General features: G+C 62.5%; 21 protein-coding genes. 14 read left to right on the plus strand and 7 right to left on the minus strand.

What is annotated here, in order from left to right; genetic code table 11:
- Window positions 1–354: 354 nt before the first annotated feature.
- Together WDLP6_RS30505 and WDLP6_RS30510 are read right to left on the minus strand one after the other, a co-directional pair.
- The gene (locus WDLP6_RS30505) at window positions 355–855 is read right to left on the minus strand and encodes a hypothetical protein (protein WP_162570983.1); all 501 of its coding nucleotides are present in this window, start codon (window positions 853–855) and stop codon (window positions 355–357) included.
- A gap of 139 nt (window positions 856–994) precedes the next feature.
- Complete coding sequence (locus tag WDLP6_RS30510) at window positions 995–1,579, minus strand: hypothetical protein (protein WP_162570984.1); 585 nt, start codon at window positions 1,577–1,579, stop codon at window positions 995–997.
- Between the two features lie 442 nt (window positions 1,580–2,021).
- On the opposite strand from WDLP6_RS30510, the gene WDLP6_RS30515 reads away from it, so the two are divergent.
- From WDLP6_RS30515 to WDLP6_RS30540, 6 genes are all read left to right on the plus strand, one after another.
- Window positions 2,022–2,351 (plus strand): hypothetical protein, encoded by a 330-nt coding sequence (locus WDLP6_RS30515; RefSeq protein WP_162570985.1) that lies wholly within the window; start codon window positions 2,022–2,024, stop codon window positions 2,349–2,351.
- A gap of 211 nt (window positions 2,352–2,562) precedes the next feature.
- Entirely contained in the window at window positions 2,563–4,020 is a 1,458-nt protein-coding gene (locus WDLP6_RS30520) for an RNA-guided endonuclease InsQ/TnpB family protein (RefSeq protein ID WP_162570986.1), read from the plus strand.
- Window positions 4,021–4,611: 591 nt separating this feature from the next.
- Window positions 4,612–4,926 carry a helix-turn-helix domain-containing protein gene (locus WDLP6_RS30525; protein WP_162570987.1) on the plus strand — a complete coding sequence of 105 codons (315 nt, stop codon included), beginning with the start codon at window positions 4,612–4,614 and terminating at the stop codon, window positions 4,924–4,926.
- 14 nt (window positions 4,927–4,940) lie between these two features.
- Entirely contained in the window at window positions 4,941–5,537 is a 597-nt protein-coding gene (locus WDLP6_RS30530) for a thioredoxin domain-containing protein (RefSeq protein ID WP_162570988.1), read from the plus strand.
- Window positions 5,538–6,091: 554 nt separating this feature from the next.
- Window positions 6,092–7,141, plus strand: a complete 1,050-nt coding sequence (locus WDLP6_RS30535) for a hypothetical protein (protein ID WP_162570989.1) — start codon at window positions 6,092–6,094, stop codon at window positions 7,139–7,141.
- A gap of 131 nt (window positions 7,142–7,272) precedes the next feature.
- On the plus strand, window positions 7,273–8,064 hold the full coding sequence (locus tag WDLP6_RS30540) for a hypothetical protein (RefSeq protein ID WP_162570990.1): 792 nt from the start codon (window positions 7,273–7,275) through the stop codon (window positions 8,062–8,064).
- A 13-nt stretch (window positions 8,065–8,077) separates the two neighbouring features.
- Here WDLP6_RS30540 and WDLP6_RS30545 read toward each other — a convergent pair whose 3' ends face one another.
- From WDLP6_RS30545 to WDLP6_RS30555, 3 genes are all read right to left on the minus strand, one after another.
- Window positions 8,078–8,341, minus strand: a complete 264-nt coding sequence (locus WDLP6_RS30545) for a hypothetical protein (protein ID WP_162570991.1) — start codon at window positions 8,339–8,341, stop codon at window positions 8,078–8,080.
- A gap of 62 nt (window positions 8,342–8,403) precedes the next feature.
- On the minus strand, window positions 8,404–8,856 hold the full coding sequence (locus WDLP6_RS30550; RefSeq protein WP_162570992.1) for a hypothetical protein: 453 nt from the start codon (window positions 8,854–8,856) through the stop codon (window positions 8,404–8,406).
- 294 nt (window positions 8,857–9,150) lie between these two features.
- The gene (locus tag WDLP6_RS30555) at window positions 9,151–9,543 is read right to left on the minus strand and encodes a DUF4326 domain-containing protein (RefSeq protein ID WP_162570993.1); all 393 of its coding nucleotides are present in this window, start codon (window positions 9,541–9,543) and stop codon (window positions 9,151–9,153) included.
- Window positions 9,544–9,824: 281 nt separating this feature from the next.
- Between WDLP6_RS30555 and WDLP6_RS30560 the strand changes: the two genes are divergently transcribed.
- Both WDLP6_RS30560 and WDLP6_RS30565 read left to right on the plus strand, forming a co-directional pair.
- Window positions 9,825–10,544 carry a Crp/Fnr family transcriptional regulator gene (locus tag WDLP6_RS30560; protein ID WP_162570994.1) on the plus strand — a complete coding sequence of 240 codons (720 nt, stop codon included), beginning with the start codon at window positions 9,825–9,827 and terminating at the stop codon, window positions 10,542–10,544.
- Between the two features lie 113 nt (window positions 10,545–10,657).
- Complete coding sequence (locus WDLP6_RS30565; RefSeq protein ID WP_162570995.1) at window positions 10,658–11,497, plus strand: HDOD domain-containing protein; 840 nt, start codon at window positions 10,658–10,660, stop codon at window positions 11,495–11,497.
- An 83-nt stretch (window positions 11,498–11,580) separates the two neighbouring features.
- On the opposite strand, the gene WDLP6_RS30570 is transcribed toward WDLP6_RS30565, so the two are convergent.
- Window positions 11,581–13,752 (minus strand): ATP-binding protein, encoded by a 2,172-nt coding sequence (locus WDLP6_RS30570; protein WP_162577709.1) that lies wholly within the window; start codon window positions 13,750–13,752, stop codon window positions 11,581–11,583.
- Window positions 13,753–13,947: 195 nt separating this feature from the next.
- On the opposite strand from WDLP6_RS30570, the gene WDLP6_RS30575 reads away from it, so the two are divergent.
- The gene (locus WDLP6_RS30575) at window positions 13,948–16,026 is read left to right on the plus strand and encodes a helicase C-terminal domain-containing protein (protein ID WP_162570997.1); all 2,079 of its coding nucleotides are present in this window, start codon (window positions 13,948–13,950) and stop codon (window positions 16,024–16,026) included.
- Between the two features lie 264 nt (window positions 16,027–16,290).
- Here the strand turns inward: WDLP6_RS30575 and WDLP6_RS30580 are convergent, their stop codons facing one another.
- Window positions 16,291–16,785: an H-NS family nucleoid-associated regulatory protein gene (locus WDLP6_RS30580; RefSeq protein WP_162570998.1), complete on the minus strand. Its 495-nt coding sequence runs from the start codon at window positions 16,783–16,785 to the stop codon at window positions 16,291–16,293.
- Window positions 16,786–17,024: 239 nt separating this feature from the next.
- Between WDLP6_RS30580 and WDLP6_RS30585 the strand changes: the two genes are divergently transcribed.
- From WDLP6_RS30585 to WDLP6_RS30605, 5 genes are all read left to right on the plus strand, one after another.
- A complete protein-coding gene (locus tag WDLP6_RS30585; protein WP_162570999.1) occupies window positions 17,025–17,423 on the plus strand; it encodes a hypothetical protein in 399 nt (132 codons plus the stop codon).
- A gap of 308 nt (window positions 17,424–17,731) precedes the next feature.
- Window positions 17,732–18,601, plus strand: a complete 870-nt coding sequence (locus WDLP6_RS30590) for a hypothetical protein (protein ID WP_162571001.1) — start codon at window positions 17,732–17,734, stop codon at window positions 18,599–18,601.
- A gap of 365 nt (window positions 18,602–18,966) precedes the next feature.
- The gene (locus WDLP6_RS30595; RefSeq protein ID WP_162571002.1) at window positions 18,967–19,590 is read left to right on the plus strand and encodes an HAD family hydrolase; all 624 of its coding nucleotides are present in this window, start codon (window positions 18,967–18,969) and stop codon (window positions 19,588–19,590) included.
- The gene (locus WDLP6_RS30600) at window positions 19,554–20,252 is read left to right on the plus strand and encodes a hypothetical protein (RefSeq protein WP_162571003.1); all 699 of its coding nucleotides are present in this window, start codon (window positions 19,554–19,556) and stop codon (window positions 20,250–20,252) included. Before WDLP6_RS30595 ends, WDLP6_RS30600 begins: the two co-directional genes overlap by 37 nt.
- A 296-nt stretch (window positions 20,253–20,548) precedes the next feature.
- Entirely contained in the window at window positions 20,549–21,403 is an 855-nt protein-coding gene (locus WDLP6_RS30605) for a metallophosphoesterase (RefSeq protein ID WP_162571004.1), read from the plus strand.
- The last annotated feature ends 29 nt before the right edge of the window (window positions 21,404–21,432 follow it).

A 21,432-nucleotide genomic window follows, 5' to 3' on the forward strand; every position in this document is an offset into this window, starting at 1 on the left:
TTCACGTCACCGTGACGAACTGAGCACGATTCACAGCCGCTGGTCACTGACCGACGGCTTTCTCGTCGCGACAGGCACCACGGCAGTGCCCCGAGTACCGCTTCATCGGCTGCGAGCTGCGCGACGCGAACCGACTGGCAGCTGCTGGGGCCCTTCGCCCCGGGAGCAAGAAGGGACGCTTCCGTGTGACGCTTACCGGCTACTGTCGCTATGACTGGGACACCGTCAGCCCACCGTGATTTCGAAAGCCACCTTCGGGGCGGCTTTTTTTATTATGCGCTGCAGAGCAGCTGGCGACCGAGTCGATTGCGCAAAGAAAAGCACCGACCAAGGGGTCGGTGCTTTGAATGACGATTACTGTTTAGGGTAATCGGTCCGATGCGCAACGGAAGCCGAGGGCGACCGCAGGAGCGCAACTACCTTGGCAACGTGCGGAGGCAGCGAAGGACCGGCCGTGGGAGTGGACGGGGACTCGCTGACAACTACGCCCTTCTCGACGGAATCGTTGGAACGACCCGAGGTGGAGGTTGCAGCCTGCGTTTGGCCGTTGTCTTGCGAAACGGCAGGGGTGGAGCTGGTCAAGGACGTGGCGCCCTTGACGAAACCTTCCTTGAAATCACCGGCAACCGACTTGATGCCATCAAGCGCGGTTGGGGCGACCGACTTGATGAGCGCGAACGGCGAAGTGATGGCCAGGCCCACGAACTTCCCGGCTTTTTCCGAAACCGATGCAGCGGGAACTGCTTCGGACGCGGGGACGAGAGCTTTGGAGCTGGTGGTGTTGACAGCGTCAGCGTGGGCGGACACAGCAATCATCGACAGCGCAGCGAAAGCGGCAAACAGAAACTTCTTCATAGGAGACTCCTTGTGGTGCTTGAGCACAGTTGAACTACCTTCTATAGCAAGCGCGGCCCGAGCGCGCTGCCCCAAAAAGAAAGAGCGCTCCGCAAAGGAGCGCCCGAATGAGGGGACAAGGGGAGAAGGAGAAGGCTGTCTAGGCGGCAGCGGGGACCTGGTTGACCAGGAAATCCGCCGGGCAAAGCTTGACCGAGTACGAATTGCAATGCTCCCCGTTCCAGTCGGTGTACGGCAAGCTGAAGCCTGCATCCTTCAACAGCTGGTTGAGGGCCAGCAGGTCCTGCGGCAAAAACAACAGGGTGATGTTGTCGTACTCTGCAAGCTGGAACACGATGAGGTTCGGGGTGTTCATGTAGCCACAGCTGATGCTGAGCTGGCCGAACTTGAACAGGCCGCCGACCGACGACTCACGGAACTCAGTCAGGTGCCCGACGATGTCGTCGCGGAAAGCTGCAAGCGTCTCCAGCAGCGTTCGCACGGGCTGGTAGGTTGTCTCGACTTCGGTCAGCTGCCGTTTCCAGCCAGCGAGCAACTGTTCGGCACGGTGAATCCGGTTGATGATTCGACCGCGCACCTCGCGCCGCGCCTCGTCGAGCGACCTCAGCCGATGCCCGACCAATGGGGTTGCCTCGCAGGCCGATGCCGTGATTAGGAACTGGGGGCCAGCGTAGTGCGGGTAGCCGTTGCGCTCCTGAATGGTGAAGTTGGTGTATCCGTCCATTGTGTCTGGTGTCTGATGCCCTGCGGCTGGTTGTGGAAGTCCTGACATCGAATAGCGACGCCTCGGCCCCGCGGCTAAAACCTCTCGATAGACAGTTCGTCGCCTTTCCAGACGATGTTGATGGAGCCTCGCGGCTCGCACCTTGGGCAGCCGAATATTCATCGGCACTCGCCCCGCCCCGGAACCCCGTGCGTCCGGGGCCTTTTTTTGCCCATCCCCTGCTCAGCGCCGCGTATAAAAACGTCCCCTATACAGCTGTGTCATGGTTTCCTCCCTGACCCATCGGATGGTTCTGGACACCTCCGCTCTTGCAGCCGGCCCGGCAACAGGCATGGCGCCTCGCCCTGAGACTTCGTGAGCTCAGGGCGATTTTTTCGTCCTGGGCTTGGCCGAGGTGGCTAGACTCTGCAGCAACCACGCTGAACAGGACATTGAAATGGGAATGAACGCCACCGTCGTCGTGATGCACGACGCCTTGGGACAAATCGAATCCGACCCGCGCTTCGGCGCCAAGCTCGCCGAAGCCATCCGAACGGCTTCGGTCGTTCCGGACACGAGGCAGGACGTCGCCGCGGGCAACTACGCGAATGCCGCCCACGTCGTCGAGTGCCATCACGCGGACTTCTCCGTGGCCATCACTGTCGGTGAGAACCTCGGCAAGGTGCAAAGTCGAGCGTTTTGCAAGCACACGACGGATGAAGGCCAAGTGCGACTTCTCGAGACTTGGGCGGACCGCCTCGGCTATCGCCTAGTCGCAAAGCGAGCCTTTTAGCCAGCCAGCGCCGTAAACCCACGGTCTTCAGGCCGTGGATGTAAGGCGCGAGTATTGCAGGCTATCTGCGCTTTGCCGATATAGGTGAGCCGACTCGGACTAGGCTGAGTCAAAGCGGACCTCTATAGGCTATACTTTCCTAAAATCTAGCCTGACTTTGCTACCGACGTCTAAAGTTCGCGCCAAGCGGACCTCCTATCCCAAGCACGACGTGACCTACGAGGTCCGCGAAGGCGTGCTCGAGGTGTCGCCCGCGCTGGGTGCACGCCTGCACGGAACGCTCGACGTGCTGTGCGAGCTGCGCGAGCATCTGCGCCGGGAACGCGAGCACGACCGTGCCCTGGGCCGCGCCGCCCGGGCCACCGGGGGCAGCCACCGCTATCTCGCCAAGGCCGACCAGTACCAGACCGTGCGCGCTCTGGCGGCGCGCGACCATCGCTTCGCCGGCGTGCACTCCCAGGTCCTGCAGAACGTTGCCGACCGCCTCGACCACGCCACCAAGGCGTGGCTCAAGGGCGAGCGCGGGGCACCCACGGCCGTGCCGCGCAAGAACTACCGCAGCCTCACCTTCACGCAGTACGGCTTTGCGGTGAAGATTCAAGGCGGGCGCCTGCACATGAGCCGGCTCGGCGAGGCGCGGCTCATCGGCCTGCGCAAGCTGCCGGGCCGCGTCAAGAGTGTGACCCTCGTGTTCAAGCAGGGCCGCTGGTTCGCGCAATTCACCTGCGAGGTGCAGGTGCAGCACTGCGAGCGACGGCGTCGCCACGCCTCTCCCGAGGTGGCGCTGCTGCCGGATTCGGGGCTCGATACGGGCCTCGCGCGAATCGCTACGCTCGCCGACGGCACCACCCATACGCCGGCGAAGCCCCTGAAGCAAATGCTGCCGCGGCTCAAGGCCGAGCAGCGCAAGATGAGCCGACAGTTCGAGGCCCGCAAACGCGAGCTCGCGGCATACAGGAAGGCGTTTCGGGCCCTGGGGCTCCATGGGCCGCTGCCGGAGCGTGACCACCGCCCGCTCAGCAATCGGCTCAAGCGCCAGATTCGGCGGGTCGCCATCCTGCACTCGCGCATCGAGTGCGTGCGCCGAGACCAGCTGCGCAAGGTCGCGCGCCAGCTCGAGCAGAAGTACCGCCTCATCGCGGTCGAGGAGCACGGGGTCGAGTTCATGAAGCGGAACCGGCGCACCAGCCGCAGCGTCTCGGACGTCGCCCCTGCGATGTTCAAGGGACTGCTCAAGCACGCACTCGGAGAGCGCTACGTTCCGGTCGCCAGCCGGCGTCCCGGCATCGGAGGCAACAGCCAGACGTGCCTGTGCGGCGCATCGGTGCCCAAGACCCTCTCGGAGCGCTGGCACGTCTGTGCGGCCTGCGGCCTGTCGGCGGACCGCGACGCGGTCAGCGCCAACATCGCGATGGACATCGCGTTCGGATATTCAAACCTCGGGGCGGTGAAGCCCCCGGAGCCCGGGCAGGGCCTCGTCAGACGTGGAGAAGGCAAGTGCCAAGCCGGGCGACCGGTGAAGGCCTCGCGCAAAGCGACAGAGCCTCCTGTGAAGCGTCCATCCTCCACCGGCCGACGGCTGGCGTGTACCGCGGGTGCGCAAGCTACCGCGGGAGTCAAGAACCCGCAGCTCTTGCCAGGCGCTCTGGCGCCCAACTTGAGCGGCTGAGACGAGCACCACGCCGGACAGGTCCGGGCTCAGCGCCTGACCTAAAACGTAGGAAGCCCCCGCCTTCAGGGGCGGGAGGAATGTCACCCGCTGATTCCATGAAGCCCCCCTCCCGCGCGACTGCGAGGAGGGCTTTTCTTCGAAGCTTGCTCTGCCATGGTGGGGCATCTCTCCGAGCAGCCACAGCCATGGCTAAGCCGTGCCGCTACACGCGACATGGCGAAAAACATTCAGTACCTGAAGAGGGTGGCACGTGCAGCGCATGCGGCAGACGCTACCGAAGAACTCTCGCCCGAGGCGCTCGAGGCCTTGTTGCTTCGCAGCGACCGGATGAGCGCTCCGGTCTTCAATGAGCTCACGACCAGGGGTTATTTGGTGGCAGAGCGCCGCGGGTGGTCCTTCTCGATGAAGGCAGAAGCATACCGTGCGGCAGCTCGTCGGCCAGCCGCGACCTAAAACGCATCGAGGGGGAGAGTGGCTACACAGCAAACCGGCACTGCTGGATGTTGAATCATTTTAGCCAATGGTGCGCAGTTTGATTTTAGACTATAATGCGTCCATTCCCAAAGTGAGATATAAGGCTTTTACCCCATGAAAGTGGACCAAAAAGCGCGCATGGACGAGGAGTTGCGAAAGCGCTTCCGCGGCATTGGCGAGGTACTTCGCTCGGCGCGCATGGACAGGAACATGACCCAAGAGGACGCGGCAGTTGCAAGCGCTTTGAGCAGGCAGACCGTGTCGCGCATCGAGCGAGGTCATCCTTCCGTTGCGTGGGGACAGGTTGGACGTCTCGCGCAGGTACTCGGGATGCCGCACCTCCTCGGAGGGGAAGACCCGTCGGCCCCTCACGTACACGGCCGCCGTGCTCGAGCACTGGCCACCAAAGATTCAAACAGCTCAACCTAAAACGCTTCGCTTCCATGAAACACCGCCTCAGCACCATCATCCTCGCCGCCGCAGCCTCCGTTTTCGCCCTGAGCGCCTGCGACACTTCCGTGGCGACGGCTGCCACCCCGGCCCCGGCGCCTTTCTCGACCACCGTCCAGGCCGCCTATGACTCCATCGCGGGCCAGACAACCGGCTTCACGCTGGGCGCGCCGCTGGCGGCCAAGGTGGCCTACGTGTTCTTCGACCCTCAGTGCCCGCATTGCGCCCACCTGTGGAACGCGGCCCAGCCGCTTGGCGCGAGCGCCCGTATCGTCTGGATTCCGATTGGCATGCTCTCGCGCGCCAGTGCACCGCAAGGCGCAACCATCCTCGGCGCGGCAGACCCGGCCAAGGCGATGACCGAGAACGAGACCAGCATCCTCAATCGCCAGGGCGGACTCACGGCAGACAGCGACGCCGTCGCGCGCTTCAAGGACAAGGTCGCGGCCAACACCGCACTGTTCAACAGCATGCGAGCGAAGGACGACGGCGTGCCGTTCATCGTCACCAAGGTCAATGGGGAGGTTCGCTCGCAGTCCGGCTCCCTGTCGACGCCTCAGCTCAAGCAGTTCCTCGGTCTTCCGAACTGAGCACGCAACTGGCTCGGCGCTCGGCCGAGTCTTTGCAGATTTCGCCCTTCGGGGCCTTTTCTGTTTCTGCCTCGCCAAAGTAGCCCGTGAAGTAGTTCACGCAGGTAGCCCTTAAGTGCTACCCGCCACCGGAAAACGAATCCTTTAGACGGACACGAAGTCACCGCCCTTTACAGTCGCGCCCAAGGGCCGGCATCCGTTCGGCCCAATCAACCAAGAGGGCGGACTGGATGATGCGTGCGATTCGATGTTTCGTAGCAGTGGCAATGGTCACGGCAATAGCAGCGTGCGGCGGAGGCGGGGGAGGGTCAAGCGGGGTTGGTGGCCTCATCGCGACGGGCCCCTCAGCGCCTGCGGCGAAGCTTACGACGGTCGTTGCAATCAACGGCGCGGAGGCTTCTGCGGCAAGTGACGGCCGATACCTTGTGCGCCCAGGCGACACCGTCGTCATCACGCCCAGCCAGGGTGCGACATGGTCGACCAAGGCTGCCGACCCCGGGTTTGTCCAACTGCGAAACCCTACAGCTGTCGACAACCAATGGTCGGCGCAGGTAGTGAATACGAAGGCGCAGCAGACGACCTATACGGTTACTGCGAACGCTGCTGGCAGCGACCTGAGTTCAGAGGTCGTCCTGGCGGTCATGGCAGGTGACGCACGCAACGGCGAGTTCCTCGTTTTTGCGACCAACGGTACGCAGCAAAAGCTATCCCTCAATCTCGACCTGAGCACCTACGAGCTGACAAACTCGGCCGGCTCGACCGTCACGGGCACGTTCAGCGCCCGCGCCGAGGAGCCCGGCACGTTTTCGTTCAAGAGCGCCCGGGTAGAAATCGCCGTGGACAACGCCCGCTTCCGGCTGACGGACGACGTGGTCGTCGGGTCCTTTCCCTTGGAGCTCGCGCAGGCGGGTCCATTCATCGCCTACTCCGTACAGCCGTTCGTTGCTGTTCGTAACCTCGTGACTGAGCAGGCCGGCCTGGAAGGGACGTACAACCGGTTCGGCATCGACCTGACGCCAACTGGACGGGATTCGACCATCCGTCAGGTCCAGGTCCTCCCCGGTGGCGCGGCCGTCCTGATGTGCGACGACATTGGCGTCAGGCGCATCGAGGCCTGCCCGCCCGCATCGGTTCTCACCTACGACGTGACGCCAGGCAACTCCGCTACGAGCTGGCGCATCACGAACAGGGCGAATCCCAACGACGTCGGCGCATTCGCTGTCGCTCGGGTGGGCAAGGAGAACGTGTACCTGGCAGCGGGCCTCAACAGCCAGGTCGCCAACATGTCGGTGTTCCGCATCGGGCTGCAAGACTCCGCGGCATGGCCGTACACGACGGCTCGAGGCGCCGACACCGCGGCCGGCTGGGTCAAATTCGTACTTGACGCGACGACATACAGCGCAGCCGTGACTCGCTACGACGGGTCCCAAGAAGCGCTCGCCTACGGGCTTATCGGCACCGGAACTGCCGGTCCGCAGGGCATGCGCATCGCCAACCAGGGGCCCGGTGGCCTCTGGGCTGTGCAAAGCGGCCAGCTGGCTGTTGTCGTCGGCGGGCGCGGCACCGCTCAGAAAGGCTTCATTCAGATTGGCCTGACCGACTGAAGCGCTTGTCTCGGAGAACGCCGCCGGACCTTCCTGGCGGCTTCATGCCGGTCGGAAGGGAAGGACGAGCCCGGCGTTCGCTACATGGGATAGGTCAACAACACAGAAAGCCTTATCCCATGCGTCAAGACATGCAGAAAGTTCTCTCCGAACACGGCCGAAGCGCCTCTCGCTACCGCTACGCCCCGTCCCGGGTCCGCGTGATTGACGGAGAAGTTGTTTCCCTCTCGCGCGAACCGATGCAGCTGCGCTATCGCACCGGCTACGGTCGGGCCGCGAAGGAGAGCTACCTCTCCTTCAAGCCGCTTCATCGCTTCCTGGCGAGCCGCATCGGTCAGCCCTGGGACGAGGTGCACTCGGAACTGCGCGGCCTCAAGGGCGCTCGTTCCGAGGAAGCCATTGCCCATGCCGTCGGCGACGTGGCCGTGAATACGTTCATCGACATCGATGGCGTCGTGAAGGTCACCACGCCCTACTACGGGGTGCAAATCGCGGCCGACTGGTACGACTTCTACGTTCACCCGACGTCGCGCTGCTTGCATGGCGGCACTCCGCGCCAATCCGGTCGCAAGAGCTGGGCGGAGCGCGCGGCCGAGGAGGTCGCGGCTCGCCGCCGCGACATCGACGCGTCAACTCAGGCACACCTCGTCGACGGCATCTGGTATGCCGTCAAGCTGGCACCGTTGGCGCCGCTGGTGCGCTACAGCCACCTGACCCCGCTTCCTTTCGCAAGGCGCGGACGGGTGTACGCAACGACGAGCATCGCCGACCCGAAGGTGTTTTGCGACGCTGTCCTTGGCCAGGCTGATGACTACCATCGCGGCAACCTCGAGAGGCTGTACGGCCGCAAGGACGTTTACGGTATCTCCAGGCGCCAGCTTGGCCACAAGGAGCTCGTGAAACTCGGCCTCGCCGCCGCGTAACGCAGCGCAACAGCTACTTCCACATGGACGGCTTCTTGCCGTCCATTTTTTCTGCGATGCAGTGGTAGTAGCAATCGGTACCTTCGACCGAGTCATAGCAGGCAATCACCTCGCAGCGGTCCCGGAATGCCGCCGGTGAATCTTCGGACAGGCCTAGCCGGTTCAGGAGTGCGGCCGCGACAAGCTTCTTTTCGTCCGCATCCAGGACCAAGGGGTCGGCCACGAGGGGAAGCTTGGATTCGTCTTCGACCATCATGAATCTGAGGGGTTTCTTCACGGAGGTCAACCTTCAAAAAGAGCCCGCAAAGGTAGCGCATCGCCCCGACGATTGCAATGCGCTTACGCCGCGTCTGCGACGCCGCGCGCGTGCGGCTCATGCCATTCAACGCGTTCCCACTGGCCAGCCTGCACAACCAGCGTGCCATCCTCGAGGCGCAGCGGCTGGTAGCTGGTGGTCACCCCGATAAACATCTTTTCCGGGCGGTCAAGCACAGCTTCGTCGGTGGCCCGCAACGCGACACCGCCGGCTTCGGGAAGCTTGCGCGAGTGCCGGCTGTTCGCCAATGCAAGGAAGGGGCAAACAGACATCGCGTAGCTTGCGCAGTCCGTGTGCATCGCCGCGTCCGTGAACACCCGATACTCATGGGACCGCGGTCCTCCGATGAATGCGAGGTGGCGGCCGAGAGGCTCACCGCACATCGCGCAAATGCGGCCAGTAACGACCCGGAGCCATCGCTTGACGTCGGTGACCCGGAAATCCGGAGCTCCATCAGGCTTGATGAGCACCGTCATCGGAATTGGGAAGCCTCTGGCATCCCGAGGACGCTTGGCCAGGCGCGCCGGGATGGGCGCCTCGAGAAGGGTGGCTACAGAAACGCGCATGCGAACTTTTTGGCTATAGGGCGCCGCATTTTAGCAACCCAGCGCCGTAAACCCGCGGCCTGCTTTTGACTGCGGAGCGGCCCGGGATGGGCGAGCACTTCCTGCCAGCACCAAACCCGTGCGTCGCGAGCGAGTTTGCGGTTTGTGACGTTGCGCACACCGGCCCGCAAAAGAGACACCGCGCCCATTTGGCGCGGTGAGGAATCAAAACAAGGAATCTTGCACGGGCGGCGCACCTTGACCGGCTTCGTCCCTAGGTGCGAGCTCGCGACCGAGAATGCGCCCCATTTGGGCCCGAATCAGCTCAGCGTGACAGCGGCGCGGGGCACACCAGCACTGGAGAGCAACGGCCTGGCCGCTTTGAACAAGCAGGGCCAAGCGTCGAATTTCTCGGGTCATGGGTCCTTCGCGCTCTTCGTCCAGGGCTCTCTCTCGCTCGAAACTCGCGATGGCCGCATCCCGGCCAGCGGCATCCAGGTGGTCCTTCAAAACCGCTTTGTTGCCAAGTACTGCGTTCGTGCGGTCCACAGCAACAACCAGTTCCCCATCTCGTGGGGGCGTGCCGCCTTTCCGCTTGCTGACAATGCGTACGTACATCAAACCTCCAATATTAAGCCTGACTCGTATAGAGATTGCCCTTTCGTGACGAAAGAGCGCAGCTGCCGGCCCGGACGTTCAGCGGGTGGTGGATAGGTCAGGTTTGCTGCGTTAGACTCTCCTCGCCCACCCTGAAAGGGATAGCTTTTTACAGGTTCCCGGGCGCCCCTCTGCGGTCACAGACGCTCGTTACGCTAGGGGAGCTTTTGCTCGGATGTCCGCGAACCAGGCTCCGTGCGCAACGATGCAGCGGCATGGGCCGCACGGAACGGAGGCACGGATTGTCCAAAGCGCTCTTGGGGCTACCCCAGGCCTTCTCGAATTTACCGGACCATGCACGCCAGAAGCTGGCAGAGAGCGCAACGGTCCGCACGTTCGCCAGGAACGAGGTCGTCATTCCGCCCGGACAGCTGTCTCCACCGGTGGTCGCCCTGCGCTCCGGACTTTTAGTCCTTTCCTTTACTGGCGATGTCGAGGGAGGCATCGCAAGCGACTTCGTCAGGCCGCTTGACGTATTCAGCGGGTCGACGCGATTGAGAATTTTTTCGTCCGGCACGTTGTCGGCTGTCAGCGCTTCAGCCGCAGTGCTGTGGCCCGTCGAAGCTTTCCGTGAGGCTCTTCTGTCCAGCGCCGACTTTGCGGTCTGGTATCTCGACGGCTTGGAGCGCCGCTTGGCCCATCACTATCTTCACCGCGCCCGCGTGGTCCATCTTTCAGGGGAAGCTCAGTACGCTTACTTCCTCTGGGCCATGTCAGAGCCGACGACGGACGGCCGCCGGCTCATGAAGGTGAAAATTCCCCAGCAACTCGTGGCGTCGTACCTGGGAGTCGGGCGAGAAGAAGTCAGTCGAAGAAAGACACTGCTCGAAAAGACCGGGCATATCAGTCAAACGAGTGCCGGCCTCGAGTTAATGGACTCCATCGTTCACTTGTTCTCGCTGGAGGACGCGGGGTCCCGGATGCCTGGGGAACTGCCATTCGTCACTGGCCTTGACGCATAAAGAGGCGAGTTACGTTTTAGATGCCATGCCCTGTAAGTAAATTGTGGGTGGGGCACACTACAGTTTTCCTTACCTCCTGCCGATATCCCCCGTGAGACACCGAGTTACCCGCCTTGACTGACCAGATGCCTGCCACAAGCCAGCCTATTCCCCTTCAAACCTCGGATTCCCGGATTCCTCCTCTGTCGGACGCCCTCTCTCGGCTGATGGGGCTCACGTCAACTGAGCGGACGAACCCTCGCACCTTCGAGCTGCTGACCCTGAAGGACCCGGCTGCAGTCGCGCGGCTCATTTCGCTGTCAAACGCCGCGGGGTACCACCGCAGCGGCAACTCAGTGAAGTCCGTTCGGGATGCGGTGAGAGTGATTGGCACGCGCGCCTCGTACGACGCGCTGCTGGCCATCTTCACACTCGACCTGGTCACATTCCCAACGCACCTGCAGCCGTTGCGAAACTTCCTGACCCGGCACATTTTCTCAGTCCTCGCGACCGCCCGACGCATCGCGCCCTACGCGTCGCCGGAGCACGTCGTGGCGGACCAGACGCACCTTGCGTTCGTGGCCATCGTGGACAAGCTGGGCATCGCCCTCGCCATGGGCCGCATGCACGGCGCGACGATGCCGGCGATGATGGCAGTTGCATCGGACTCCCGCCACTGGCTCCACGGCATGCCCGAGTTCGACGAGGCCTTCGAACTCAGCGCGCAGGTTGCCCGCAGTTGGGATATGTCAGAAGAAGTGCCTCAGGACCTGGAGCACCTTGCTCGGTGGGCGGAACACATGCCGGTCATGTCCAGCGCGTGCCATCACGTGCTCGCAGCGGAAGCGCTACTTGACGCCAAGAAGGGCATGGGCAATGACGCACTACTGGAAGCACCTTTCCGGGACTGGCCTGTCATTCAGAACCTGTTTACGCGCGGCGTCGACCCGATGTCCCTCGTAGCGGACTGGTAGCTTCGCGCCGGCGGCTGCCCACGCGCCCGGCTGGACGTGATGGCCAGCGGCAAGCACTAAGGCAACCTCCGGCTGCCTGCTGTTCAGACGACAGTCGTGCGGGGTGCCCCAGGCTGAGCCTGGGCCCTGGACTTGACTTGGCACTCGAGCTGAAGCTGGCCAATCCACTCGTCTGGCGACAGGCTCTCCCCGAGCAGGACACACTGGCGTTTGACGGTCGCAAAGTCGCCGGCACAGAGGTTTGGCATGAAGATGAGCTCCTCGCTCCACCGAGCCTTGTCCGCTTCGCTGATACCTTCCTGGGTCTCTCGCAGGCTGGCTTCGTTGAGGAACATCTCCCAGCGTTGCTCCGCCGTCAGGGCGAGGAACTGCAGTTTGAAAGTGAAGCGGCGCAGCGCGGCGGTGTCCAAGCCCTCGAAAAGGTTGGTTCCGAGTACAAAAATCCCAGTGAAGCGCTCCATGGCGGCGAGAAGTTCGTTCACCTTGGACACGTCGTGCGAGGCGTGAGCCTTGTTGCGGTCGCCCAAGAGCGAGTCGCCTTCGTCGAGGAAGAGAATTGCGTCTTCGCTTTCCGCCTCTTCGAACATCGCTGCAATGTTCTTTTCGGTCTCTCCAACCCACTTGCTCATGATATCGGACCCGCGCTTGGCCAGCAGCCGCTTGCCCAGCGTCTGGGCCAAGTACTCGACGTACTGGGTCTTCCCGGTGCCCGGTATCCCGTACAGGCAGATGGACCCCTTCGGAGTACGGGTCAGCGCGGTGAGAATCTGCTTCGGACCGAAGCGCCCCGCGCAGTTCAGGAAATCAAGGGAGTACTGCGTCACGCACTCCTTCGCCTTGGGCGAGGTGCCGCGCTCCAGGGCCTTCAGGCTGCGCTTGACGGCCTGCAGAAGCGCCGCTTCATACTCCGACGGTGTCTGCACTCCGAAAAGGCGTGCGGCGCGCATGCCGGCCTCCAGCTGGACGCCTGACACGTCCTCCAGCCGCAGCAGGGCTTCCTCGGTCTCGCGCGAAAGGTCCAGGCCTTTCACCGTGCGCTCCAGCTGGGCGCGCCGGTCTTCACGCCGCGCCTTCTGCAGGCCCGCGTGAAACACGAAACGGGACACCGTGTCTGGTGACAAGCTACTGACATTCGCCGACAGCCAGACCGTGGGCAAAGGATTTGACGTCAGTATCAGCTCATCGAAGGGCGCGACCTGCCCGGGGTCGACCTCGAGCCCGAACATCTTGGCCATGTAACCTGAAGGCTGCGCCTCCAGGATGGCATCCGGCCGGTCGAGCACGAGGAGGGCGGCCTTGTCGACCGTCGGCAGGCAGCGCTGGGCGATGTACGCAATGGTTGGCTCCTCGCCGTACGAGCTCTCCAGCTTGGCGAGACGATGGGCGTTCCTGTTGGTTCGCTCCACCAGCTCCCGCAGGACCCCCTGCTTGTCCAGGCCGCCGGCCCCGTACAACATCAGGTTGACGCCAGGCTCGGATGCATTCGCGACCAGCGCCGCGGCCAGGTCGAGGTCGTCGGAGGGCAAGCGGGCAGGGACGCCGGAGGTCGGGCGAAAGACGATGGGCTCGGTCAGCGTGCGGGCCAGCCCCTCGGGGGACTCGGCGAGGACGCGAATCCAGAACTCCGAGACGACTGGGTAGCGGTTCAAGGTGCCACGGGTGCGAAGCAGCCCCGAAAGGCGCAGCGGCGACGTTTCCGCCAGGGCACCTGCCAGTTCTGCGACGGACACACCAAAAATCCCTGCGAACACCTCAGGGGCGAGACGGTTGGACTGGTCCAGTCTCGACAGGATGGTGCGCAATTCGTCGCTAACGGCGGACGCAACGCCGAAGACGAGCAAATCGCGCTCGAGGTCAGTTAGCTCAAGGCAGTCCACCAGCTCCTGCACCCGATGGGAAAAGTTGTTCTTTGCCTTGTCGAGGATGAAATCGTAGTGCTTGCTGAACTTCCGCAGCGCCGCGTTCACGAGTTCCAGGAAGGCCTGTGGCTCGGCTGCGACCCAGTCGTGCACGGCAAGACCTTCCAGGATGCTGCGCATGTACTCGACGTCCCGGGATGAGGAATCCGTCGCGTAGTTCACCTGCTTGAGGAGGCTGCTCATGCGTTCCAGGTTCATCTTCTTGCCCCGTTGGGCCGTCTGGATGGCCACGACGTCAGCCGGCCACTCGAGCGCGGCAGCAATCGGTGCGTACCAGGCTGCGAAGACGACCGGATTGTGGACAAAGCGAGGCAGAAGGTCCGGTTGAGCTGCCATTCGCAGCAGCCAGAAGGGGAGCTGGGGAAGGTCGATGTGAGCTTGTGACACGAGGTGGCCTGTGAAAACGTGGTCAGGGAGATGCCGGCTGTGTAAGGCCAGCGTTTATCCGGCCGCCTCCCTAAAGGCCTCGTCGTTTAAGCGTCGTAGCTACAGGTGCCAGGAACAACTTTTCTCGTACCAAGGAAGAACAACATGACCACAATGACTTCGTCGAAGCGCGCTCACGCCTGGGTCGACGCTGCCTACGCGGCACTCTCCCGCGACCGCACCTTCCTGCTGCGCGACCAGCAAGTGGACCTCTCGAAGGCCGTCGCTGACGCATTTCTCACCGCGGTGCCCCTGGCTGCGGAGGCCCCCACCGGCACCGGCAAGACCATCGCTTACCTCATCGGCGCACTCGCGGCGTCCGATGTGCTGGGCGAAAACCCGGTCCAGCCCCTCGTGGTCTCCACCGCAACCAAGGCGCTGCAGTCGCAGCTGTTTGAAAAGGACCTGCCCGCACTCGTGCGCGCAGGGCTCGTCATGGCGAACGACGTCGCCCTCGCAAAGGGCAAGGGGAACTACCTTTGCCTTACGCAGGCGGAGGAAATCCGGGACCTGCTGAACGCGGATGGCCAGGAGACCTTCATCGACGACGCTGCCGCGGCGGTCGACCCCGACCAGCTCGACTTCATGGTCGACCAAGCCAACGCTCGTCGCTGGGATGGTGACTTTGACACCTGGACGCACGGCCGCCCGAAAAACGTACGGTCGATTGCAGTGTCCTCGGACACTTGCACCGGCAAGAAATGCAGCCGCTACAAGGATTGCACCTACTTCCGCGCTCGCGGCCGCCTTGGAGGCGCACGCATCATCGTTGCCAACCACGACCTCGTCCTTCGCGACCTGCTGCTCGCGGTGGACGGCGAAACGTCGGCGCTGCCGGTGGCCAACTACTACATCATCTTCGACGAGGGGCACCACCTCCCGGAAAAGGCGATTGCAGTGGGCGCGCGCGAAGCGGACCTGGCCTCGTTCCTGCGGGTTCTGCCCAAGCTGAGCGGGATTCAAGCCATCCTCAAAGGTAGCCCGGAGCTCACGAAACAGCTGGGCGCGTACAACGTGCACATCGACGACTTCGACCGCAAGCCCATTGGGGGCCCGCTGGACGAGCTCACGACGCTGCTCAACGACATCGAAGTGGACCCCGACACGGCGCAGCGTCGCTTCATGAAGGGCGAATTGCCTCCGAACGTGGAGCTGCAGATGAAGGTGCTGCTTGCAGCCATGATGCCAGCCATGCTGGTGACGGCGGGTACGCTGGCCGCGCTGCGCGAGCTCACCGGCCTGCCCAAGCCAGTGGAAGACAAGGCCACCGACCTCGGTCGGCGCGCCCTGGACGTTCACCGAGCGTTCAAGGAGCTTTCCGAGTGCATCAGCATGATGGTCGCCCCTGGGCGGCGTGTGAAGTGGCTGTTCCGCAAGGACAAGGCACTCTCGCTGCACTGCTCGCCGCTGGAAGGCGCTGACGTGCTCGGCCCGCTGCTCTGGCAGAGCGCCCGCACAAAGGGGGTCGCTATCGTTTCCGCAACGCTGCGCGACATCGGCGGGTTCTCTCGCTTCAAGTCGCGCGCCGGCATGCCGGACAAGTCCAAGACGATGGTGCTGCCGTACACGTTCCCCTACAGGAACAGCACGCTCACCGTCGCCGGAATGAACGCAACGCCGAAGATGGCGGAGCGCAAGATGTTCATGGGCGAGCTGGCCCTGAAGCTGCCGACGGCCATCGACCGCAAGGAAGCGACTCTCATCTTGTTTCCAAGCTGGGCGATGCTCAAGGAGTTCGTGCCGAAGCTGCGCTATCAGTTCGGCGAGGACGCAGTGCTGGTGCAGGGCGACAATGTGGTCCCTGTGCTGCGCAAGATGCACACCGACCGCGTTGAGGCGGGCAAGGGAAGCATCTTGGTTGGCACGGCAACGTTGGCGGAAGGTCTCGACCTCCCTGGCAAGCTGTGCGAGCACGTCATCATTGTGTCACTGCCGTTCGCGGTGCCGACCAATCCGGTGGAACAGGAACTGTCCGACCTGCTCGGAAAGGAATACTTCTCGAAGCGCAGCTTGCCGGACGCCATGGTGAAGCTCGTACAGATGGTGGGTCGCCTCCTGCGTCGTGAAACCGACCGCGGCCGCGTGACCGTCTTCGACCGCCGGCTGGCATCCACCAGCTACGGCCGCCAGATGCTGGAACAGCTTCCACCGTTCCAGAAAATCATTGAAAAACTGGCCGCCTAAAGGCTTTCTTCAACCGCCCGAGACATCTCGGGCGGTTTTTCTTTGCGCAAGTGTCTTACACGCAGCGGATGAATTCCCGCCATAAACAGCGGCGAATGAACATCTATGTCATCGATGACCATCCGATGATGCGCGAGGAATCACGATGGTCCTGCGGCGCCTGCGCCCTGGCGAGAGCATCGTCGAGTTGGACCGTTTGGACCAGCTAGCCCCTGCAGTCAGCGCCAAAGGCCAGCCGGACAGCCTGAAATCGCTCTGAGGCCATCAGGCCTTCTGCGCGAAATCGTCCAGGGACTTGCCTGCTTCCAAAGCTTCGCGCAACCAACGGGGGCGCGGGCCCATACCCGACCAATTGTTGCCTGCATTGTCGCTGTAGCTGACCTTCGCCTGGCGCTTCTTGCCTGCTTTTGACAACTTCAAAGAAGCTGCCTTCTTTGGCGCACCGGCAGTAGCAAAGTCCGCAAGCGACTTCCCCGAGAGAAGGGCCTTTTTCAGCCAATCAGGGCGCTTACCCATTCCTCCCCAGGTGTTGCCGTTCTCGTCCGCAAACTTCGCCACTCGAGCGCCAGTGCGCCCCTTGACTGCCTTCGTCGACTTAACGCCTTTGCCGCCAAACAACTGTTCCGCAGTAAGTCCATAGTGTTCAATTGCTTCCCGGATGCGGGCAACAACGCCCCCGACTTCCTTCTCGCGAACGCTGTCGGCTTGTCGTTGAAGCGCAGCAATTTGCTTTTGGAGTTGGCTGTACGTTTGAGTCATTGGTGTGAAGAATCGATATTTCAGAGTCTTAGACTCTATCGCGATTTTTGGTTCGATGTTCAGGGGAGCGTAGTAAAGCTGTCGTGGAGTCGTTCTAGCACCAGCAAGTAATGAATTTGCGACGGCGCTAGGAGAGTTGGGGAGCTGCAAGACGCGCAAATCGCAATGACCGGAACGTAAGTTGCGCTTTAGCCTCTGGTAACGTATAATTGACCCCACACACTTAAACGACAGCCGAGGTGTTCGGCACCAAGAAGAACAACATGCCCCGCATTCGCAATCTCGCCCAACTTGATGACGAGAGCCTGAACCTGGAAGTTGTCCTCGAAGAGGCGCCCACCTTGTGGGAAGACCTGCTTCGCAAGGGCTACGAAGTCACGATGCCCGATATGCTCGGCTTCAGTGCGCCGCATGACATCAGCTGGTTCATCGAAGTGGGCGAGTCGAGAACCACCGCCTACATGTGGAGCCAGCGCGCCCGCGCTCGTGTCGGCAATCGCTTCATCGTGGACGGTGCCCCGGCAGCTGCTGTCGCCGAAGCGCAGCGGCTTCTCGAAGGGGTGGCGATGGAGGAATCCCTGTCGGGCGCGCCGCTGTATGCCGGCGTACCGGTCGATGAACATGTCACCGTCGCCTGAGCACACTGCCCGGCTCGCATCGTTGGGTAGCCACCTGCGCGACCTGCGCCAGCAGAGCTCGCTTCGGCGCCTGGCCGAAAGCACGGGCGTCTCCAAGCCTACGCTTATCGCCGCGGAACGGGGAGGGGACCTGCAGCTATCCACCCTCCTCCGGCTCCTTCAGGCGCATGGCCGGCTCGCCGAATTCGACCGGTTCGTCGCTACCCTGGCAGTTGGTGAGCACCAAATCGGCGAGCCTGCCTGATACAGCATCCTGAGCGCGCGCTTTCGCTATAGGGGAGGTAGCAACTCTCAAGGAAAGCTCGAGCATGCGAAAAGGAAACAAGCCTCGTTTGGTCGTGAACAGCTCCGGGGCCTTGGTGGCAGTCGCCACAGGTTCTGACGCAACGACCGAGCATCAAGGCGGCATGGATGCCCTGAGTGCGGCCCTGACGGAAGGGCCCGGCGTATCCCGTCTGGCGCTTGCTCAAAGGCTTCGCAAGGATGGGCGGCTCCACTGCCCAGACCTGATGGCAACCAAGCGCATTGTCCGGGACCTGGCCAATGTCGTCTACGAAGAGCGCCTGGTACAGGGCGAGCCGGCGGCTGCCCTGGTGTACATCGCTGGCAAGCGCGCGGCAGCCTTCGGCAATTCGTTCATCGATGCGGAGCTTAGGCTCAATGTCGTGGGCGATTCGACCGGCCTGGGCGGGGCGTGGGATGAACGCAGCTTTGGCATCAAGGTGAAGGGGCAGGAGCGCGTGAAGCAGCTGCGTGCTTTCGCGCAGGCCGTGAAGGCTGGCAGAGCCATCTTCGCGGGGACGTTCCTCGAAGGGGAGGGTCTCCTCGGCCTGAGCGGCGTCATCATCGCGATTGAGGACCTCTTGGAGCCGCGGCACAGGGAAGCCATGGCGAAGGCCCAGGCCGCGTTTGAATCCGATGTGCGGCTGCATGCCAACGGCCGAGCAGATGAGCTGCTTGCAAAAGCTCGCACCCTGCAGCACCGCAGCATCTTGCATATCTGGCCCATCTGGAAGGACGGCGTGGTTGACGGGGAGGTCATTTACGCCATGAACCCTGGGTTCAATGTGGACGCGGACTACTGGGGGCCCTACAGCTTCGACCAGCTGAACCAATGGCTGGAGGCCGGCGCTGTAGCACCATTGCGCGCGAACAAAGTCCAGCTGGCTGCTGCGTAATTCGAAACGACCCAAGAGCACCTTGCTCTTGGGTCGTCTTCTTTCGTCTCAAAACAGCCGGCTCATATTGGGGACCAATAAGAGCCGGCTCTGCCTAACCTCGCCGGCAAGAAGACCTCGCCGAGGCTAGGCATCTCAGTGTTGCCATTGCTGAATGGGCCAGTGTAGTAGGCAGCGCTGCCGACCACAAGCCCGAGCAGAGAACAAAAAAGCAGCCCCTGAGAGGGGCTGCGGGAATGATGCTTTCAAGCCGAGACGAGCGGTCACCTCGGTCTCCAGAAGCCTCCGGCCCTGACGTGGGCCCTATAGGGCGAATGGACGGTCCCTAGACCTAGAAGGCACCCAATCCCTTTGAAGGAACCTAGATGACTGAAAACAATGTGCTCGCCATCGACTGTGATGGCGTCAAGCTGGACTACAACGCCACCTACCCGCGTGTCTGGCGCGCAGCGTTCGGAAGCGACTTGCCCCGTGTGCGAGACAACTGCTACCACGCTTCCAATGAATACGGCGTGGCCTTCCGTGACCAAGCTCAAAAGGAGCAGTTTTTCGATGCGTTCGACGACCGATTCTGGTCGACGATGGAGCCTCTCGAGGGCGCCGTTGAAGGCGCCAAGCTGCTCTCGGCCGCGAGCTGGCGCATTGTCTGCGTAAGCTCGATGCCCAAGAAGTACGCCGGCGCGCGACACCAAAACCTCCAGAAGTTGGGGTTTCCTGTGGAGCGCGTCATTGCCACCGGCCGCGGTGATGACCACCGGAATCCCAAGCTCGACGCCATCGCCGACTTGCAGCCCGCTGCATTCGTCGACGACCTGCTCGAGAACTTCGACGGCATCTCAGAACGCGTGCATCGCGCCTGGGTCGACTACCAGAACGTCGATTCTCCCAACAGGGGCCTTGAGGGCAAGTACCCTCACGATAGCGTCCATCGCTCGCTCTTCGAGTTCGCCGCATGGTGGACGCAGCATCGCAGATTGCCAGCCTTCTGATTCACGGCCGCCTCGTCTTCGAGGCGGCCGTTCCTTTCTTCCGCAATAGCCGAGGGACCCGATGTCCCTATAGGCGACAGGACAACATCAACCTCATCATGAGCTACATCGATACCATCCCTCACAAACGCGTCGGCACGCTCGCGGGCTATCCGGTCTACCACTCCAACGCCACCGTCAAGGCGGCGCGCGGAGCATCCGATTTCGGTTGCACCCCCTCCAACCTGGTGCTGGGCGGCGGCTCAGGCGAGCACCCAGGTCTCGTCGTCCACAACTTCGACTACCTGGTTTCGCAGTACCTGCTCCTTCGAATGGAGCAGCTCGGAAATCCGCCGCATCCGAATGGCTTCAGCCCCGCGGAGGACTACTTCGGCAGCAAGCTCGACACGAATCTCGCGAATTGCTTCGAGTTCTGCGGCTGGGGTGTCGAGCAAGTTGCGGAGTTTCTCCGACGTTGCTCAGGCCACTTGGTAGCACGGCCATACGCGGCAGAGCTCGACACAAGCTTCGAGCATTGGCTTGCTTACAGCTTCGGTGAATACGCCTGGTCTCGCCAGCCGAATTTAATGTCAGGCATGTTCGAGCGCCAAGCCACCCAGCTGCTGTTTACGTACAAGAAGCTCTTCGCCGGGGAACAGTTCTCCAACTTGGTTCCAGCGTAGGGCTCGCCCTTCATTAAGCACCCCTCCGCGGGTGCTTTTTCTTGGCCGGCGCATCCGGCGGGATGGCCACGACGCCCGCCAAATGCAAAAACCCCTGTCGGTGAGGACAGGGGTTTTGCGCCCAGGACAGTTCGAAAGTGGGCTGCGTATTCCACAGCGTGAAAGCATTATAGCACGGCAAGGCTGAAACGCCAAAAGATGCGTTTTAGACGTTCAATCTAGGGTCAGGCAGACAACGAGGGACCTGGGGAAAAGGGTTAAAGCCGGTCGCTTTACGTGGAATTGGATTCCACGTAATGACCGACAAATACCGCATCTTCCCTGGCGCCCCATTTGCCGCCATCGGCACAAATAGCCGAGCGGGTGGCAGGGACTTCATCGTCTCAGACATCCACGGCCGTTACGCGGAGCTGGTTGCAGAGCTGGTCGCCGTGCGATTCAATCCGTCGCGCGACCGGCTGTTCTCGGTAGGGGACCTGGTCGACCGCGGGCCGCAGAACCTGGACTGCCTCGGGCTGCTGCGCCAGCCTTGGTTCAAGGCCGTTCTCGGAAATCACGAGGGCTTGCTTCTGACTCGCCGGGCAGGGCGACCATCCCGCTACCACAGCATCCTCGATGCCTACAACCCGCGGAACGGAACGGGCTGGCTCGACGGGCTGTCCCTCGCCGACGAAGTCGAGCTGAACTCGCTCATTCCGTTGCTCGAAGCCTGCCCCTTGGTCATGCGCGTCGCCCACGAAGCAGGGGAATTCAATGTGACACACGCGCAGCTGACTCGCGACCGCACCTCCGGCTTCATCAGAGAGGAGCACCTGCTGGATGAGCAGTTGCTCGAGTACGCCGAACCCTTCCTCACATGGGGTCGCGCCCTTTGCGGAGAGGGCCGGCGCGCACACAAAGCGCTGACGGTGGACCTTGGCGACGGCGAGGTCCTCGAGGTCACAGGTAACCCCTTTGAGCCCGGCGTTGCGCTCACTTACTGCGGACACAACCGGCTCAAGCGCAGCCTGCTCCACCGCTCCCACTTCCACTTTGACCGTGGTGCGGCCTACATGGGCCCGGGCGAACGGGTGCTGGTGCTGGAACACGCGGATGTGATGCGGCGTCTTGAGCTGGCGGGCGTCAAGGCCTGGCCAAAACACACGCCCTGAACGCCAAAGTCGCCCCCGGAGCTGGGGCC

The sequence above is a fragment of the Variovorax sp. PBL-E5 genome (assembly GCF_901827185.1).
Classification (GTDB): domain Bacteria; phylum Pseudomonadota; class Gammaproteobacteria; order Burkholderiales; family Burkholderiaceae_C; genus Variovorax.

Coding starts and splice junctions, on each gene's coding strand:
- WDLP6_RS30515 (WP_162570985.1), top strand. CDS start 2,022: ATGAACGCCACCGTCGTCGTGATGCACGACGCCTTGGGACAAATCGAA.
- WDLP6_RS30505 (WP_162570983.1), bottom strand. CDS start 855: ATGAAGAAGTTTCTGTTTGCCGCTTTCGCTGCGCTGTCGATGATTGCT.
- WDLP6_RS30590 (WP_162571001.1), top strand. CDS start 17,732: ATGCGAAAAGGAAACAAGCCTCGTTTGGTCGTGAACAGCTCCGGGGCC.
- WDLP6_RS30550 (WP_162570992.1), bottom strand. CDS start 8,856: ATGACGGTGCTCATCAAGCCTGATGGAGCTCCGGATTTCCGGGTCACC.
- WDLP6_RS30530 (WP_162570988.1), top strand. CDS start 4,941: ATGAAACACCGCCTCAGCACCATCATCCTCGCCGCCGCAGCCTCCGTT.
- WDLP6_RS30510 (WP_162570984.1), bottom strand. CDS start 1,579: ATGGACGGATACACCAACTTCACCATTCAGGAGCGCAACGGCTACCCG.
- WDLP6_RS30555 (WP_162570993.1), bottom strand. CDS start 9,543: ATGTACGTACGCATTGTCAGCAAGCGGAAAGGCGGCACGCCCCCACGA.
- WDLP6_RS30575 (WP_162570997.1), top strand. CDS start 13,948: ATGACCACAATGACTTCGTCGAAGCGCGCTCACGCCTGGGTCGACGCT.
- WDLP6_RS30605 (WP_162571004.1), top strand. CDS start 20,549: ATGACCGACAAATACCGCATCTTCCCTGGCGCCCCATTTGCCGCCATC.
- WDLP6_RS30540 (WP_162570990.1), top strand. CDS start 7,273: ATGCAGAAAGTTCTCTCCGAACACGGCCGAAGCGCCTCTCGCTACCGC.
- WDLP6_RS30570 (WP_162577709.1), bottom strand. CDS start 13,752: ATGGCAGCTCAACCGGACCTTCTGCCTCGCTTTGTCCACAATCCGGTC.
- WDLP6_RS30595 (WP_162571002.1), top strand. CDS start 18,967: ATGACTGAAAACAATGTGCTCGCCATCGACTGTGATGGCGTCAAGCTG.
- WDLP6_RS30580 (WP_162570998.1), bottom strand. CDS start 16,785: ATGACTCAAACGTACAGCCAACTCCAAAAGCAAATTGCTGCGCTTCAA.
- WDLP6_RS30525 (WP_162570987.1), top strand. CDS start 4,612: ATGAAAGTGGACCAAAAAGCGCGCATGGACGAGGAGTTGCGAAAGCGC.
- WDLP6_RS30600 (WP_162571003.1), top strand. CDS start 19,554: ATGGTGGACGCAGCATCGCAGATTGCCAGCCTTCTGATTCACGGCCGC.